Origin of the sequence: Frondihabitans sp. 4ASC-45 (assembly GCF_049472575.1) — a bacterium.
GTDB lineage: Bacteria > Actinomycetota > Actinomycetes > Actinomycetales > Microbacteriaceae > Frondihabitans.
Genome location: NZ_JBCEBN010000003.1, coordinates 19,889 through 35,192 on the forward strand (window position 1 = coordinate 19,889; position 15,304 = coordinate 35,192).

Sequence of the window (15,304 nt, forward strand, 5' to 3'; positions counted from 1 at the left end):
AAAGATGCGGCGCCGAATGGTGCGGCGCTGAACCTCGTGCGCTTCATCGCCGGGCGGGTGCTCGGGGCGCTCTTCGTGCTCTGGGCCGTCGCGACGCTGATCTTCTTCGCGATCCGGCTCGTGCCGGGCGACCCCGCCGAGGCCATCCTCGGCGGGCCCGGGTCGCAGGCGTCGCAGGAGGCGCTCGACTTGGTCCGGCGCCAGTACGGCCTCGATCAACCTCTCCTCGTGCAGTACCTCGATCAGCTCGGCCGCCTCGCGCGGGGCGACCTCGGCACCTCGTACTCGCTCAAGCAGTCGGTGTCGTCGGTGCTCGCCGCGCAGGTGCCCCCGACGCTTCTGCTGGCGTCCCTGTCTCTCGTGGCCGCCTGGATCCTTGCGGTCGGTGTGGCCTGGTGGAGCGCAGGATCCGGGCGGGTCGCCCGAGCGGTCTCGTCCGGTCTCGAGGTGGTCGCCTCCGCCGTTCCGCACTTCCTGCTCGGGAGCGTGCTCATCGTCGTCTTCGCCACCGGTCTCGGCCTGCTGCCTCCCGTGAGCACGGGCACGCCGATCGGCCTGGTGCTGCCGGTCGTGACGCTCGCGGTGCCCGTGGCCGGCTTCCTCGGCCAGGTCACCCGCGACTCGCTGCTCGACGCCGCGGCGGCGCCGTTCGCCCTCACTGCGACGGCTCGGGGCGAGGGGCCGTCCGGGCTGTTCTGGCGCCATCTTCTCCGCCACGCCGCGCTTCCCGGGCTCGCCCTGTCGGGCTGGGCCTTTGGCTCACTCCTGAGCGGCGCCATCGTCGTCGAGTCGCTGTTCGCAAGGCCCGGGCTCGGCCGCACCCTGCTCGACGCCGTCACGCTCCGCGACATCCCGCTCGTCACCGGTGTCGCGCTGGTCTCCGCTCTGGCGTACGTGGTCGTGGTCGCGCTCGGTGACCTGGCCGAGAAGGCCGTCGACCCCCGGGGGGCGAGCGCATGACGATCCTTCCCGAGCTCCCCGTCCTGCCCGCCGCCGCACCCACCCGTGCCGCCGAATGGCGCAGCCGCGTGACGGCCCCCCGCGTCGTCGCCGGAGCCGTCCTCCTCGGCGTTCTCGCTGCCGCTGTCGCCCCCGGCCTCCTGGCCCCCGGCGATCCGCTGGCAGTCCACCCGGTCGACGCCTTCTCGGCCCCCTCGCTCGCCCACCCGTTCGGCGCCGACGACTCCGGCCGCGACCTCTACACGCGGGTCGTCCACGGCGCCTCCGCCTCCCTCCTCATCGGTATCGCCGCCACGCTCATCGGCACTCTCCTCGGTCTCGTGCTCGGAATCGCCGCCGGGGTCGGCACTCGCCTGACCGACGCCGCCGTCTCCCGCGTGCTGGAGGTGCTGTTCGCGCTGCCCGGGCTGCTACTGGCGCTCGTGATCATCGCCTTCGCGGGCCCCGGACCGATCCCCGCGACCCTCGCGGTCGGACTCGCCACAGCCCCCGGATACGCCCGCATCTTCCGCACCCGCATCCGGGCTGTCCGCTCCTCCGAGATGGTCGAGGCCGCGCGTGTGCTCGGGCGTGGCCCGCTCACACTGCTGGTGCGGCACGTGCTGCCGAACGCTCTCGCGCCGGTCGTCGTGCTCGCCACCCTCGGCGTCGGCCAGGCCATCGTCTGGGCCTCGTCGCTCAGCTACCTCGGTCTCGGCTCTCCGCCGCCCGCTCCGGAGTGGGGCGCGATGCTCGAGGCTGGTCGCACCTACCTCCAGATCGCCCCGTGGATGACCGTCTTTCCCGGCCTGGCGATCGTAGCCACGGCTGCCGCCACGACGGTCGTCGGCCGCGCCTTCGCCGGGACGGGTCGCCGATGAGCGGGACGACGGCGAGTGGGCCGCCTGCCAGCGGAACGCCTGCGAGCGGGTCGTCTTCCGGCCGGGCGCCAGGCACCCGCGGTCTCCACGTCGAGAATCTCCGTGTCGCTTTCGACGGCGTCGAGGCCGTGCGCACCGTCTCCTTCGAGCTGGCACCCGGCGAGTGCGTCGCACTTGTCGGCGAATCAGGATCCGGCAAGACCGTCACTGCCCGCGCGCTCCTCGGCCTGTCCGGCGGCACCGTCACGGCCACCCGCCTCGCCCTCGACGACACCGACCTCACCGGCCTCTCCGAGCGGCAGTGGCGGGGCATCCGCGGCCCTCGCATCGGCCTCGTGCAGCAGGACGCCCTCGTCTCGCTCGACCCACTGCGGCCGATCGGGCGCGAGATCGATGACGCGCTTCGACTGCACACGACGCTGGGCGCGGCCGAGCGGCGGGAGAGGGCGCTCGAGGTGTTGGCCGAGGTCGGGATGCCGGATCCTGCGGTTCGTCGCGCGCAGCGCTCGGGTGAGCTCTCGGGTGGGCTTCGTCAGCGAGCGCTCATCGCTGCGGCGCTCGCACTGGGGCCCGACGTCGTCATCGCCGACGAGCCGACGACGGCGCTCGATGCCGAGGTGCAGCGCGTCGTGATCGACCGTTTGGCGCGCATCCGCGACGAGGGCACGGCCGTGCTGGCGATCAGCCACGACCTCGGCGCGGTGCGACGCCTCGCCGATCGCATCGTCGTGATGCGGGCCGGCGAGGTCGTGGAGCAGGGGCCAACGGCGCAGATCCTCGACTCTCCGGCTCACCCGTACACGCGGGCGCTCGTCGCGGCCGTGCCCGCGGGCAAACCGCGGGGCTCGCGGCTCTCGGTCGGCGGCCCGACCGTTCAGAACTCTGGCAGAACCGGCGAAAAACGAGCCGGATCACCCGCAAAACGCCCAAATGACCAGAGTTCTGAACGCGTCCTCGAGGCGTACGGTCTCACGAGGCGCTTCGGCACCTTCACCGCCGTCGACGATGTCTCGCTCACCCTCCGCGCCGGCGAGACGCTCGGTCTCGTGGGCGCCTCCGGCTCGGGCAAGACCACCACGGCGCGGCTGCTGCTCGGCCTCGACTCCCCCGATCACGGATCGGTCGAGCTGCTCGGCGCCCCCTGGAACCCGCTGCCCGAGCGCGAACGCCGACCCCGCCGGGCGCTGCTCGGGGCGATCTACCAGGATGCGCTCTCGTCGTTCGACCCCCGCATGACGGTGGGCCGGATCCTGGTCGATGCTCTGACGAACGGAAAGACGACGAGGATCCGCGCCCACGCCGCTCAAATCGACGCCCTGCTGGCCGAGGTGGGCCTGCCGGCCTCCGTCTCGTCCCGCCTGCCTGCCACGCTCTCCGGCGGGCAACGGCAGCGCGTCGCCATCGCTCGCGCGCTCGCGCCCCGGCCTCGCGTGCTGCTGTGCGACGAACCGGTCTCGTCACTCGACGTGACGGTGCAGGCGCAGGTGCTCGATCTGCTCGACGAGCTGCAGGAACGGCACGGCCTCGCCTATCTCTTCATCTCGCACGACCTCGATGTGGTGCGGCATGTCAGCGACCGGGTCGCCGTGATGAGTGCCGGGCGAATCGTCGAGCAGGGCGAGACCGAGCAGGTCTTCTCGGCGCCGACGCACTCCTACACGCGCGGCCTGCTCGCCGCCGCTTCGTCGGCCGACTGACCGCCGGGCGCATAGCGCAAGACACCACAAAACGGAGAGCACACCGCCCAACGACGGTGTGCTCTCCGAAAAGCGGTGCCGCGACTAGCTGCGGGGCGACGAGGCCTCGGGCTCGGCCTCGGCCTCGGCAGTGGATTCGGCCGGCGGTCGCACGATGTCGATCGGCCCCGACATCGCAAACTCCACGGCCCACTCCGACTTCGACACCTCGCTCGACTCGTCGGCGTAGGCGGCGATGAGCTCTTCGGCCTCCTCCTCGGTCGCGACCGACGGGCCGGATCCGAGCAGGGGCACGTTCGCCGATTCCTTGGTGAACCAGACGGCGACAAGGCCGATCACCGCGGCGATCATCAGATAGAACGCCGGGATGTCATTGGCCCAGCTGTAGCCGTTCGAGGTGGCCCAGGCGACGAGCGACTCCGTGACGAGGGGCGTCGTGCCACCGAACAGCGACACCGACACGTTGAACGCAATGGCCAGGGCGCCGTAGCGAATGATCGTCGGAAACAGCGCCGGCAGCGTCGAGGGCATCGTCGACGTGAACGTGACGAGCACGAGACCGAGGATCAGCAAGCCCACGAACACGAGGGGCGTCGACTCGCTCTGCACGAGCTTGAGCGCGGGCCAGGAGAGCACGAGGAACCCGATGCAGCCGGCGAACAGCACGGGGCGACGACCGAAGCGGTCGGAGAGCCGGCCCCCCATCGAGATGACGGCCATCATCAGCACCATGACGACGATCACGAGGATCAGCCCGTTCGTCGCGTCTCGACCGAGGGTCGACGTGAGGTAGGTCGGCATGTACGACAACAGCATGTAGTCGGTGACGTTGAACACCAGCACCAGGCCGATGCAGACGATCAGCGCGCGCCAGTTCTCGGCGAAGAGACGGATGAAGGGCACCTTGACGTGCTCTCGCTCGGCGGCCTCCTCCTGCTGCTTCTGGAACGCCGGCGTCTCTTCGAGCTTCAGTCGCAGGTACAGGCCGACGAGACCAAGGGGGCCCGCGACGAGGAACGGAATCCGCCAGCCCCACGAGAGCAGCGTGTCTTCGGGCATCGCGAACTGCAGCACGGTGACGAGCGACGCACCGAGCACGTAGCCGCCGAGCGTGCCGAACTCGAGCCACGAACCCATGAAGCCGCGACGCTTGTCGGGCGAGTACTCGGCGATGAACGTCGCTGCTCCGCCGTATTCGCCACCCGTCGAGAAGCCCTGCACGAGGCGGGCCAGGAGGAGCAGGAGGGGCGCCCAGACACCGATCGTGTTGAAGTCGGGCAGGAACCCGATGGCGAAGGTTCCGGCCGCCATCATGATCATCGTGACGGCGAGGACCTTCTGGCGTCCGATGCGGTCACCGAGCGGACCGAAGACGGCGCCGCCGATGGGGCGCACGATGAACGCCGCGGTGAAGGTCGCGAAGGTGAGGATCACGCTGAGCGTCGGGCTGAGCGAGGGGTAGAAGACCTTGGCGAGGGTGGTGGTGAGGTAGGCGAACACGCCGAAGTCGAACCACTCCATGCCGTTGCCGAGCGCGGCGGCCGCGACGGCTCTCTTGAGCTGCGATTCTTCGACGACGGTCACGTCGTCGCTGGTCAGTCTGCGGCGTCCTTGCCGATTCGGGCGGTGTTTCTTGATGGGTGTCGCAGGACGGGCTGACTGATCACTCATACACATTCACTCCAGTTGTCGATGCAAAAACCCCGAAAGCCTACCAGAGGGCAAAATTTAGCTAGAAAAGAATCACATTTCAGCGCTTGAGGACGCAAGGATCCGGGGCTGCCGCGACCGCCTCGGATCCTTGCGTTCCGATCCCGTAAACTCGCCTGCAGAACACGCAAGGCACCTCCCCACCGACACGGTGCCGCCCATATCGAAGGAGTACGTCCATGACTCGTCCCATGCCTGCCAGTTTTTCTCGAATTCCGGACAGGCCCGCCCTCGAAGGCCTCGAGAACGTCTGGGGCCCCGCGTGGGAGTCCGACGGAACGTACAAATTCGATCGCAGCTCGGCGACCAAAGAGAACGTCTTCTCGATCGACACTCCTCCCCCGACCGCGTCGGGGTCGCTGCACATCGGTCACGTGTTCAGCTACACGCACACCGACGTCAAGGCGCGCTTTGAGCGCATGCGCGGCAAGAGCGTCTTCTACCCGATGGGCTGGGACGACAACGGGCTCCCGACCGAGCGCCGCGTGCAAAACTTCTACGGCGTTCGCTGCGACCCGTCGCTCCCCTACGACGCCGACTTCACGCCGCCGTTCGAGGGCGGCGACAACAAGTCGTCCAAGGCCGCCGACCAGGTGCCTATCTCTCGCCGCAACTTCATCGAGCTGTGCGAGCGCCTGACCGTCGAAGACGAGAAGCAGTTCGAAGACGTCTGGCGCAAGCTCGGTCTCTCGGTCGACTGGACCCAGTCGTACCGCACCATCGCGGGCGAGTCGCAGGCCGTCGCCCAGAAAGCGTTCCTCCGCAACGTCGAACGGGGCGAGGCGTATCAGGCGCAGGCCCCAACGCTGTGGGACGTCACGTTCCGCACCGCCGTCGCCCAGGCCGAGCTCGAAGACAAAGACATGCCCGGTGCGTACCACACGCTCTCGTTCCACGCCCCGGACGGCAGCGACATCAAGATCAAGACCACACGACCCGAGCTGCTCCCCGCCTGTGTCGCCCTCGTCGCGCACCCCGACGACGAGCGCTACCAGGCCCTCTTCGGCACGACCGTCCGCACTCCCCTCTTCAACGTCGAGGTGCCCGTGCTCGCGCACCACCTGGCTCAGAAAGACAAGGGCTCCGGCATCGCGATGATCTGCACGTTCGGCGACACGACCGACGTCATCTGGTGGCGTGAACTCGATCTGCCGAACCGCTCCGTGCTCGGCTTCGACGGCCGGTTCATCAGCGAGGCACCGTCGGCGATCACGAGCGAGGCGGGTCTCGCCGCCTATGGCGAACTCGCCGGCAAGACCGTCTTCAGCGCGAAAGCCGCCATCGTGTCGCTCCTCCAGGAGTCGGGCGAGCTGACCGGTGAGATCGAGAAGATCACCCACCCCGTCAAGTTCTTCGAGAAGGGCGACAAGCCCCTCGAGATCGTCTCGACCCGCCAGTGGTACATCGTCAACGGCGCCCGCGACGAAGAACTCCGGTCGACGCTGCTGAAGCGCGGCGAAGAGGTCTCGTTCCACCCCGACTTCATGCGCGTCCGCTACGAGAACTGGGTGAAGGGCCTCTCGGGCGACTGGCTGATCTCGCGTCAGCGCTTCTTCGGCGTGCCGATCCCGGTCTGGTATCCGCTCGACTCCGACGGCAACCCCGTCTTCGATCGGCCCATCGTGCCGACCGAGGCGCAGTTGCCCGTCGACCCGTCGTCCGACGCCGCTCCCGGCTACGACGAGTCGCAGCGCGGCATCCCCGGCGGCTTCCAGGGCGAGGTCGACGTAATGGACACCTGGGCCACCTCGTCGCTCACCCCGCAGCTCGCGGGCAAGTGGGAGACCGACCCCGAGCTCTTCGACCTCGTCTTCCCGTACTCCCTCCGCCCGCAGGGGCAAGACATCATCCGCACCTGGCTGTTCTCCACGATGCTCCGGGCGCAGCTCGAAGGCGACACCGTGCCGTGGAAGAACGCATCGATCTCGGGCTTCATCGTCGACCCCGACCGCAAGAAGATGTCGAAGTCGAAGGGCAACGTCGTCACCCCGGCCGCGATGCTCGACGACCATGGCTCCGACGCGGTCCGCTACTGGGCCGCCTCGTCGCGCCTCGGCACCGACGCGGCCTTCGACCCGCAGAACCCCAAGCAGATCAAGGTCGGTCGACGTCTGGCGATCAAGGTGCTGAACGCCGCCAAGTTCGTCTACTCGTTCCCCGAGCCCGTCGAAGGCGCGAGCGTCACGGAGCCCCTCGACCTCGACCTCCTGGCGAACTTCGCCCGCGTGATCGAGGCCGCGACCGACGCCCTCGAGAACTACGACCACGCCAAGGCGCTCGAAGGCACCGAGAAGTTCTTCTGGACCTTCTGCGACGACTACCTCGAACTCGTCAAGGAGCGCGCCTACGGCTCCGCCTCTAGCGAAGGCGCAGGATCCGACGGCGCCGCCTCGGCAGGCGGCCAGGCTTCCGCGGTGCTCGCGCTCCGCACTACGGTCGACGGCCTGCTGCGGCTTCTCGCCCCCTACCTCCCCTTCGCCACCGAAGAGGTCTGGTCGTGGACGCACGACTCGTCGATCCACACTGCTCCGTGGCCCACGGTCGCCGAGCTCGCGGAGGTCGGCGAGATCGTGGCTCCCACCGGTCTGCTCGAGCTCGTGGGCGAGGCGCTCATCTCCATCCGTCGCGCCAAGACCGATGCCAAGGCGTCGCAGAAGACTCCCGTCACGTCGGCTGTGGTGGTGGCTCCCGCCGATTCGCTCGAGCTGCTCCGCACGGCTGCCGTCGACCTGTCAGCGGTGGGCCGTATCGAGTCGCTCACATTCGACGCGGGCGACGCTCTGGCCGTCAGCGACATCGTGCTCGCCGAGCAGCCGGCAGCCCCCGCGGCCCCGGCGACGGGCGCCTGATGCAACTCGGAACGCGCTGGTCGGTCGGGGGCCAGACCCCCGACCGCCTTCCGGCCGCCGTCGTCGCGGCGGTCGCTCAGGTCGAGCGCGAGCTCGCCGACCAGGCTGTCGACGCCGCGACCTGGCGCTGGACTCTGACCTGGCTCGAACGCAAGCCGGTCGTCGAGCTCGACGATGGCACCACGATCCGCTACGACGCGGTGGCCGACACGGCGTCCATCCACGAGCCGGTCGACGTGGAGGAAGATAATCCCCTCTCCCCCAATTAAATTTATATTGTATTAAATTTTTTACTCTGATATTTTGGAGCAAGACGCTCAGCGATCCGACGCTGGCGCCCAATCTCCGGAGTCTTCAGATGACCTCTCTCCCCACAACCCGCACCGTCCGCATTGCCGGCCTCGTTGCCGCCCCGGCCGCCGTCCTCGTCAGTGGCCTGATCGTCGCGCAGACGTCGTACTCGGCGTTCTCGTCGACGACGGAGAACACGGCCAACAACTGGTCGGCTGGCTCCGTGGAGCTGACCGACGACGACTCGGGCAGCGCGCTCTTCGCCGCCACCGACCTCCAGCCCGGTTCCACCGGCGAAAACTGCATCACGGTCTCTTCCGCGTCGAGCCTTGACGAAGACATTCGCTTCTACGCCGCGAATGCCGGCACGACAAACGGTCTCAGTGACCACCTCGAGCTCACCGTGACCCAGGGCGACGGCGGCGGATTCGGCTCCTGCGCCGGGTTCACCGCTCTCGCAAGCAACGCGTCCGTCTACACCGGCACGCTGGCCGAGCTCGCTACCAACTCGACCGACTACGCCACCGGTCTCGGCAGCTGGAGTCACGACGACGCCGCTTCGGCCACGCGCACCTTCAAGATCGAGTACCGACTGGCAGACACGGCTCCTAACACGGCACAGGACGGCACCGCGACCGTCGACCTCACCTGGGAGGCTCAGTCGATCTGACACGACGGGGCGAAGGACGACGGCCCGGACGGCTGAACGCCCTATGCCCGGCTCTCATTTGCACGCCCGGAGCCGGGCGCCGTCTCGATCGGCGCCCGGCCCCTCCCCGCAGACGCTTTCACCGACCCGCCCGAGGCCCCGATGACCGCTCACTCTCGTTCCGACGAAGCGACCCCGACGCTGCTCGACAGCGCAACTGCAGACAGTTCCACAGGCGACAGCGCACAGGCCGACAACGCCGAGGTGGACAGATTGCCGATAGCCGCGTGGACCCGCCTTCTCGCCGCCGTCATCGCCCGCACCACGCTGCTGTCGTTACTCTGCCTGATGCTCTGGGCGGCCGTGCCCGCACTATTTGGCTGGCTACCGACGAGCGTCATGAGCGGCTCGATGGCACCGCGCATCCTCACCGGTGATGTCGTCGTCGCGATGCCGCTCGAGGCCGACGACATTGCCGTCGGGCAGGTCCTGCTCGCCGACGACCCCGATCATGCCGACCGCCTGCGCCTCCATCGCCTCGTCGAGAAGTCCGATCGCGGCCTCATTACCCGGGGCGATGCCAATCCGGGCGACGACTCCACGGCCACTGCCCCGAGCTCCGTGCTCGGCGTCGGAGTCCTCCGCGTGCCCCTGGTCGGCTGGCCGGCCGTCTGGCTCGCCACTGGTGCCGTCATCCCCCTCCTCGTTTCGGGTGCCGCAGTCGCCTCCCTCCTAGCAGTCGGCCGTCTCGACGCCCCACTACGACAGGGACTGCGCCGGGCCGACGAGGCGCGGTCTCTCGTCACCAGCGCTTCGCGCCTGCGGCGCGCCGCTTCCGCCCGCGGCGTCGGGCTCTCCGTCGTCGCGATCGGAACGGTGGCCTGCCTCATTACGATCCTCGGGGCCGGGGCTGCGTGGTCGACCACCACGACCACCCACGCCTCCGCGGAGACGAAGCGCTTCCCCTGTCTCGACAAGGTCGCCGATGCACCGTTCTTCTGGTTGGGCTACAACGAGGTCGCCGGCACCGTCGCCGAGAACTCGGCGCAGCAGATCGGAGCAGGAACCATTCAGGGCAGCGCGACCCGAGTTGCGGGTTCCTGCGGCGACTCAAGCCCCTACCTGCAACTCGACGGGCAAACAGCGTACGTGTCGGGTCACGGGGTCACCTCGGCTCCGCAGGTCTTCACGATCGAGACCTGGTTCACGACGACGGAGAACGGTGGCCGCCTCATCGGCTTCAGCAGCCAGGCAACGGGAGCATCGACCGCGCGCGACCGGCACATCTACATCGATCAGACGGGCCATGTCACCTTCGGTCTGTGGAACTACGGCGCCTACACCGTCACGTCTCCGCGCAGCTACACCGACGGCCACTGGCATCTCGCCACGGCGATGATGTCGTCGGCCGGAATGGCCCTCTATGTTGATGGTGTCCTCGTCGGCACTAACAAGAACAAGCAGGCCGAAGCGACGAAAGGCTACTGGCGGATCGGCTACGACGAGATCGGCTCGTATTATCCGGGCGCCCCCGCGAATAGCTTCTTCGAAGGTGGCCTCGACAACACCGCTCTTTACCTGAAGGCCCTCACAGCCCAGCAGGTAGCCACGCACTACGCCGCTGGCCGCTGACTCCGGTTGCCGAGGTCGAGCTCTCGCTCAAGGTCGCCGACACCGCTCGTCTGCCCTGACTGTCCACGATCTGCTGATCACCGACCGGCAGCACTAGCAGATCCTGGACGATCACCGTCGCCGTCCAGACGGTGACGAAGAACGACTCTGCTGCTAGGCGCGCGCGATCAGCTCGCCGTGCGGCATGGCGAAGAAGCCGTCGGGGGCATCGCGCCACGCCAACCACGCCTGCGAGATCGCGTGGAGGTCGAGGTCGGTGGCGGCCCGCTTCTCGATGGCGTCGGCGTAGAACGCCGATTCGAGCGCGCGCACCGACCAGCTGTCGCCCCACCATGTGCGCTCCTCGTCCGACGAGAAGCACCAGATCGACGCCGACGAGACGATGTCGGTCAGCCCCGCCTCGAGAGCCCAGCTCTTCAGGTGCCGACCGGCGTCCGGCTCGCCGCCGTTGCCGCGGTGCACGAGCTGATACACGGTCATCCAGTGGTCGAGACCGGGGTTCTCCGGGGCCCAGATCGTTCCGCGGTAGTCGACGTCGCGGGCCGCGACGATGCCACCGGGCTTGGCGACGCGGCGCATCTCGACGAGTGCCGCCACCGGGTCGGCCACGTGCTGCAGCACCTGGTGCGCGTGCACGATGTCGAAGGTGTCGTCGGCGTAGGGAAGCGAGTAGAGGTCGGCGGTCTCGAACGCGACCGTGTCTATCCCCTTCGACGCGGCCAGCTCCGACGCCTGTTCGACGATGGTGGGCGCAGAGTCGATGCCGATGACGCGACCCGGCGCGAGCCGCTCTGCGAAGTCGACGGTGATGGTGCCGGGCCCCGCGCCGACGTCGAGCAGCGACAGCCCCGGAGCGAGATGCGGAAGCAGGTAGGCGGCCGAGTTCTCGACCGTTCGCCAGCTGTGACTCCGGAGCACGCTCTCGTGGTGGCCGTGCGTGTATTTCGCGTCGGTGGGCTTCTGTTCCGGTGACATGGCCCCACGCTAGCGCGAGAAGACAGCGCAATAGGCTGGCCTGATGACGAACCCGTTCTTTGAACCGAGCACGCTTCCCTACGCACTGCCGCCTTTCGACCGGATCTCCGACGCCGACTACGCCCCCGCGTTCGAGCGGGGTCTCGCCGAGCAGCTGGCCGAGATCGAGGCCATAGCCGAGGATCCGCGGCCGGCCACCTTCGACAACACGGTCATCCCGCTTCAGCGCAGCGGCCAGCTCCTCTCCCGCGTAGAGCACGTCTTCTTCAACAAGTCGTCGAGCGATTCGAACGACCTGACGAGCGCCCTCGAAATGGAGCTCGCTCCCCAGCTCGCCGCCCACTCCGACGCGATCCGTCTCGACCCGCGACTCTTCGCTCGCATCCGGGCGGTGTACGACGATCTGGGTACCAGTGCCACCGCCCACCTGACCCCGGAGGAGGTCTACCTGGTCGAACGCCTCCACTCCGACTTCAGCCGTGCCGGGGCGGGCCTCGGCGACGACGACAAACAGCGCCTTCGCGACCTCAACTCCGAGCTCTCGACGCTGACCACGCGCTTCGAGAAGAACCTCCTCGCCGACACCAACGAGCTGGCGATCACCGTCGACGACGTCGCTGAGCTCGACGGGCTGTCGAGCGACACGATCGCCTCGCTCGCCGCGGCGGCCACCGAGAGAGGCCTCGAGGGCGGCTACCTCATCGCGCTGACCCTGTTCACCGGCCATCCCCTGCTCGCCTCACTCACGAATCGCGACCTTCGCGAGCGCATCATGACCGCCTCTCGATCGCGGGGCAGCCGCGGCGGCGAGCACGACAACCGGCAGGTGCTCCTCGACATCGTCCGGCTTCGTGCCGAGCGGGCCGCGCTCCTCGGGTTCTCGTCGCATGCCGCCTACGTCACGGCGGGCCAGACCGCCGGCTCGCCCGAGGCCGTCCGCGACCTGCTGGGGCGGCTCGCACCCCCGGCGGCGCGAAACGCCCGAGCCGAGCAGGACGATCTCGCGCGGGTGGCCGCGTCGGATCCTGCGTTCCCGGAAGGCGCCGAGATCGCCGCGCACGACTGGGCCTATTACACCGAGAAGGTTCGCTCCGAGAAGTACGACTTCGACGCGTCGGCCATGCGACCGTACTTCGAGGCCGACCGGGTGCTGCGCGACGGCGTGTTCTACGCCGCGACGCAACTGTACGGTCTTCGCTTCGAGGAGCGCCCCGACCTGGTGGCCTATCACCCGGAGGCCCGGGTCTTCGAGGTGTCTGACGACGACGGCTCCCCCGTCGGGCTCTTCGTGCTCGACCTCTACACGCGCGACTCGAAGCGCGGCGGCGCCTGGATGAACCCGCTCGTGTCGGAGTCGGCGCTGCTCGGCCACATGCCGGTCGTCGTCAACAACCTCAACGTCTCGAAGCCGCCGGCCGGATCGCCGACGCTGCTGACGCTCGACGAGGTGACGACGATGTTCCACGAATTCGGGCACGCCCTGCACGGGCTTGTCGCTCGGGTGACCTACCCGTACTTCTCGGGCACCAACGTCTTCCGCGACTTCGTCGAGTTCCCGAGCCAGGTCAACGAGATGTGGCTGCTCTGGCCGGAGGTGCTCGGGCACTACGCGTTCCACTTCGAGACGGGTGAGCCCATGCCCGCCGAGCTCGTCGATCGACTCACCGCCTCCGAGGGGTTCAATCAGGGCTTCGAGACGAGCGAGTACCTTGCGGCGACGCTCCTCGACCAGGCCTGGCATGCGCTGACCGTCGACGAGGCCGCGGGCCTCACGAGCGTCGATGACGTGGCGGTCTTCGAGGCGTCTGCCCTCGCAGCCGTCGGCCTCGACAACCCGGCCGTGCCCACCCGGTACTCGAGCACCTACTTCGCGCACACCTTCTCGGGTGGCTACGACGCCGGCTACTACTCGTACATCTGGAGCGAGGTGCTCGACGCCGACACCGTCGAGTGGTTCGCCGAGAACGGCGGGCTGACCCGGGCGAACGGCGATCGCTTCCGGTCGCGACTTCTGGGCGTGGGCGGATCGAAGGATCCCCTGGCGGCCTTCCGCGACTTCCGCGGACGAGACGCCGCCGTCGAGCCCCTCCTCGTGCGCCGCCGTCTGCAGTAGCGCCGTCTCGACGACAGAGGCCCCCGCACCCTCTCGGGTGCGGGGGCCTCCGTTATCGGCGGGCCTCTGCGGTCTAGGCGCTCTTCTCGGCGCGCTCGATCACCCGCGGAACGATGGTCGGCGCGGCGTTCTCGAGCACGGACGCCTTAGTGACGACGACCCCGCCCACGTTGTCGTCTGACGGCACATCGAACATGATCGGCCCGAGCACTTCTTCCATGATCGCGCGGAGACCGCGAGCACCGGTCTGACGGACCACCGCGAGGTCGGCAATGGCCTCGAGGGCCTCTGGCTCGAAGTCGAGCTCGACGCCGTCGATCTCGAACATGCGCTGATACTGGCGGACGAGGGCGTTCTTCGGCTTGGTCAGGATCTCCATCAGAGCCTCCTGGTCGAGCTGCGACACCGTCGTGACAACAGGAAGGCGACCGATGAACTCGGGGATCAGGCCGAACTTGTGCAGGTCTTCGGGGAGCACCTCGCTGAAGAGGTTGACGTCGTTGCCCTTCTCATACAGAGGGGCGCCGAAGCCGATGCCGCGTTTGCCGGCGCGCGACGAGATGATCTCTTCGAGACCGGCGAAGGCGCCGGCGACGATGAAGAGGACGTTCGTCGTGTCGATCTGGATGAACTCCTGGTGGGGATGCTTACGCCCACCCTGGGGCGGCACCGACGCGACCGTGCCCTCGAGAATCTTGAGGAGCGCCTGCTGCACGCCCTCCCCCGAGACATCGCGCGTGATCGACGGATTTTCAGCCTTGCGGGCGATCTTGTCGACCTCGTCGATGTAGATGATGCCGGTCTCGGCCCGCTTGACGTCGTAGTCGGCGGCCTGGATCAGCTTGAGCAGAATGTTCTCGACGTCTTCACCGACGTAGCCCGCCTCGGTGAGGGCCGTGGCATCGGCGACAGCGAACGGAACGTTGAGTCGTTTTGCCAGCGTCTGAGCCAGATAGGTCTTGCCGCAACCGGTCGGGCCGATCAGCAGAATGTTCGACTTGGCGATCTCGATGTCGTCGCCCAGGGAGTCGGCCGACGTGAGCGTGTTCATCGACCGGATGCGCTTGTAGTGGTTGTAGACGGCGACCGAGAGAGCCCGCTTGGCCGGCGTCTGCCCGATCACATACTCTTCGAGGAAGTCGTAGATCTCGCGGGGCTTCGGCAGGTCGAACTCGCTCGAGGGCTCCTCGCCCGCTTCGGCGAGGCGCTCCTCGATGATCTCGTTGCACAGCTCGACGCATTCGTCGCAGATGTAGACCCCGGGGCCCGCAATGAGCTGCTGAACCTGCTTCTGGCTCTTGCCGCAGAACGAGCACTTGAGCAGGTCGGCACTTTCACCAATGCGTGCCATGCTCGGCCTCCCTAACACTTCTGTGGCCATAAAGGCCTCGAGTGACCTGACGGTCTTCGTTGAACGAGCCTAACCCGAACCCCCGACACCCGCGTGACCACGACGCCGGAATCGCCGGAGCGGGCGACCATCTCTGATTCGGCACCGGGGTCGTAAACGCTTGGACCAGGATCCTGCGCTTCGCTGCTCGCTCCCCGCCGGTACAGCGAAGGCCCCG

Annotated in this window: 11 protein-coding genes; 8 read left to right on the top strand and 3 right to left on the bottom strand. The window is 68.1% G+C overall.

Annotation, left to right across the window (positions count from 1 at the left end; genetic code table 11):
* Nucleotides 1-27: 27 nt before the first annotated feature.
* Genes VH571_RS06290 through VH571_RS06300 form a run of 3 tightly spaced genes read left to right on the top strand, consistent with a single transcriptional unit; the run spans nt 28 to nt 3,517 of the window.
* Nucleotides 28-960: an ABC transporter permease gene (locus VH571_RS06290; RefSeq protein WP_423264016.1), complete on the top strand. Its 933-nt coding sequence runs from the start codon at nt 28-30 to the stop codon at nt 958-960.
* Nucleotides 957-1,820: an ABC transporter permease gene (locus VH571_RS06295; protein WP_423263788.1), complete on the top strand. Its 864-nt coding sequence runs from the start codon at nt 957-959 to the stop codon at nt 1,818-1,820. The genes VH571_RS06290 and VH571_RS06295 overlap by 4 nt, the downstream gene beginning before the upstream one ends.
* A complete protein-coding gene (locus tag VH571_RS06300) occupies nt 1,817-3,517 on the top strand; it encodes a dipeptide ABC transporter ATP-binding protein (protein WP_423263789.1) in 1,701 nt (566 codons plus the stop codon). Before VH571_RS06295 ends, VH571_RS06300 begins: the two co-directional genes overlap by 4 nt.
* 84 nt (nt 3,518-3,601) lie before the next feature.
* Here VH571_RS06300 and proP read toward each other — a convergent pair whose 3' ends face one another.
* Complete coding sequence (proP, locus tag VH571_RS06305) at nt 3,602-5,188, bottom strand: glycine betaine/L-proline transporter ProP (protein WP_423263790.1); 1,587 nt, start codon at nt 5,186-5,188, stop codon at nt 3,602-3,604.
* A gap of 218 nt (nt 5,189-5,406) precedes the next feature.
* Between proP and valS the strand changes: the two genes are divergently transcribed.
* The 4 genes from valS to VH571_RS06325 all read left to right on the top strand — a co-directional run bounded on the left by valS (nt 5,407) and on the right by VH571_RS06325 (nt 10,648).
* The gene (valS, locus tag VH571_RS06310; protein ID WP_423263791.1) at nt 5,407-8,076 is read left to right on the top strand and encodes a valine--tRNA ligase; all 2,670 of its coding nucleotides are present in this window, start codon (nt 5,407-5,409) and stop codon (nt 8,074-8,076) included.
* The gene (locus VH571_RS06315) at nt 8,076-8,345 is read left to right on the top strand and encodes a hypothetical protein (protein WP_423263793.1); all 270 of its coding nucleotides are present in this window, start codon (nt 8,076-8,078) and stop codon (nt 8,343-8,345) included. Before valS ends, VH571_RS06315 begins: the two co-directional genes overlap by 1 nt.
* An 89-nt stretch (nt 8,346-8,434) precedes the next feature.
* Nucleotides 8,435-9,037: a hypothetical protein gene (locus VH571_RS06320; protein ID WP_423263794.1), complete on the top strand. Its 603-nt coding sequence runs from the start codon at nt 8,435-8,437 to the stop codon at nt 9,035-9,037.
* A gap of 141 nt (nt 9,038-9,178) precedes the next feature.
* The gene (locus VH571_RS06325) at nt 9,179-10,648 is read left to right on the top strand and encodes a LamG-like jellyroll fold domain-containing protein (RefSeq protein ID WP_423263795.1); all 1,470 of its coding nucleotides are present in this window, start codon (nt 9,179-9,181) and stop codon (nt 10,646-10,648) included.
* 153 nt (nt 10,649-10,801) lie between these two features.
* On the opposite strand, the gene VH571_RS06330 is transcribed toward VH571_RS06325, so the two are convergent.
* On the bottom strand, nt 10,802-11,623 hold the full coding sequence (locus tag VH571_RS06330; RefSeq protein WP_423263796.1) for a methyltransferase domain-containing protein: 822 nt from the start codon (nt 11,621-11,623) through the stop codon (nt 10,802-10,804).
* Nucleotides 11,624-11,666: 43 nt separating this feature from the next.
* Here VH571_RS06330 and VH571_RS06335 point away from each other — a divergent pair, with 43 nt between their 5' ends.
* On the top strand, nt 11,667-13,736 hold the full coding sequence (locus tag VH571_RS06335) for a M3 family metallopeptidase (RefSeq protein ID WP_423263797.1): 2,070 nt from the start codon (nt 11,667-11,669) through the stop codon (nt 13,734-13,736).
* 73 nt (nt 13,737-13,809) lie between these two features.
* On the opposite strand, the gene clpX is transcribed toward VH571_RS06335, so the two are convergent.
* On the bottom strand, nt 13,810-15,087 hold the full coding sequence (clpX, locus tag VH571_RS06340; RefSeq protein WP_055962765.1) for an ATP-dependent Clp protease ATP-binding subunit ClpX: 1,278 nt from the start codon (nt 15,085-15,087) through the stop codon (nt 13,810-13,812).
* Nucleotides 15,088-15,304 lie beyond the last annotated feature (217 nt).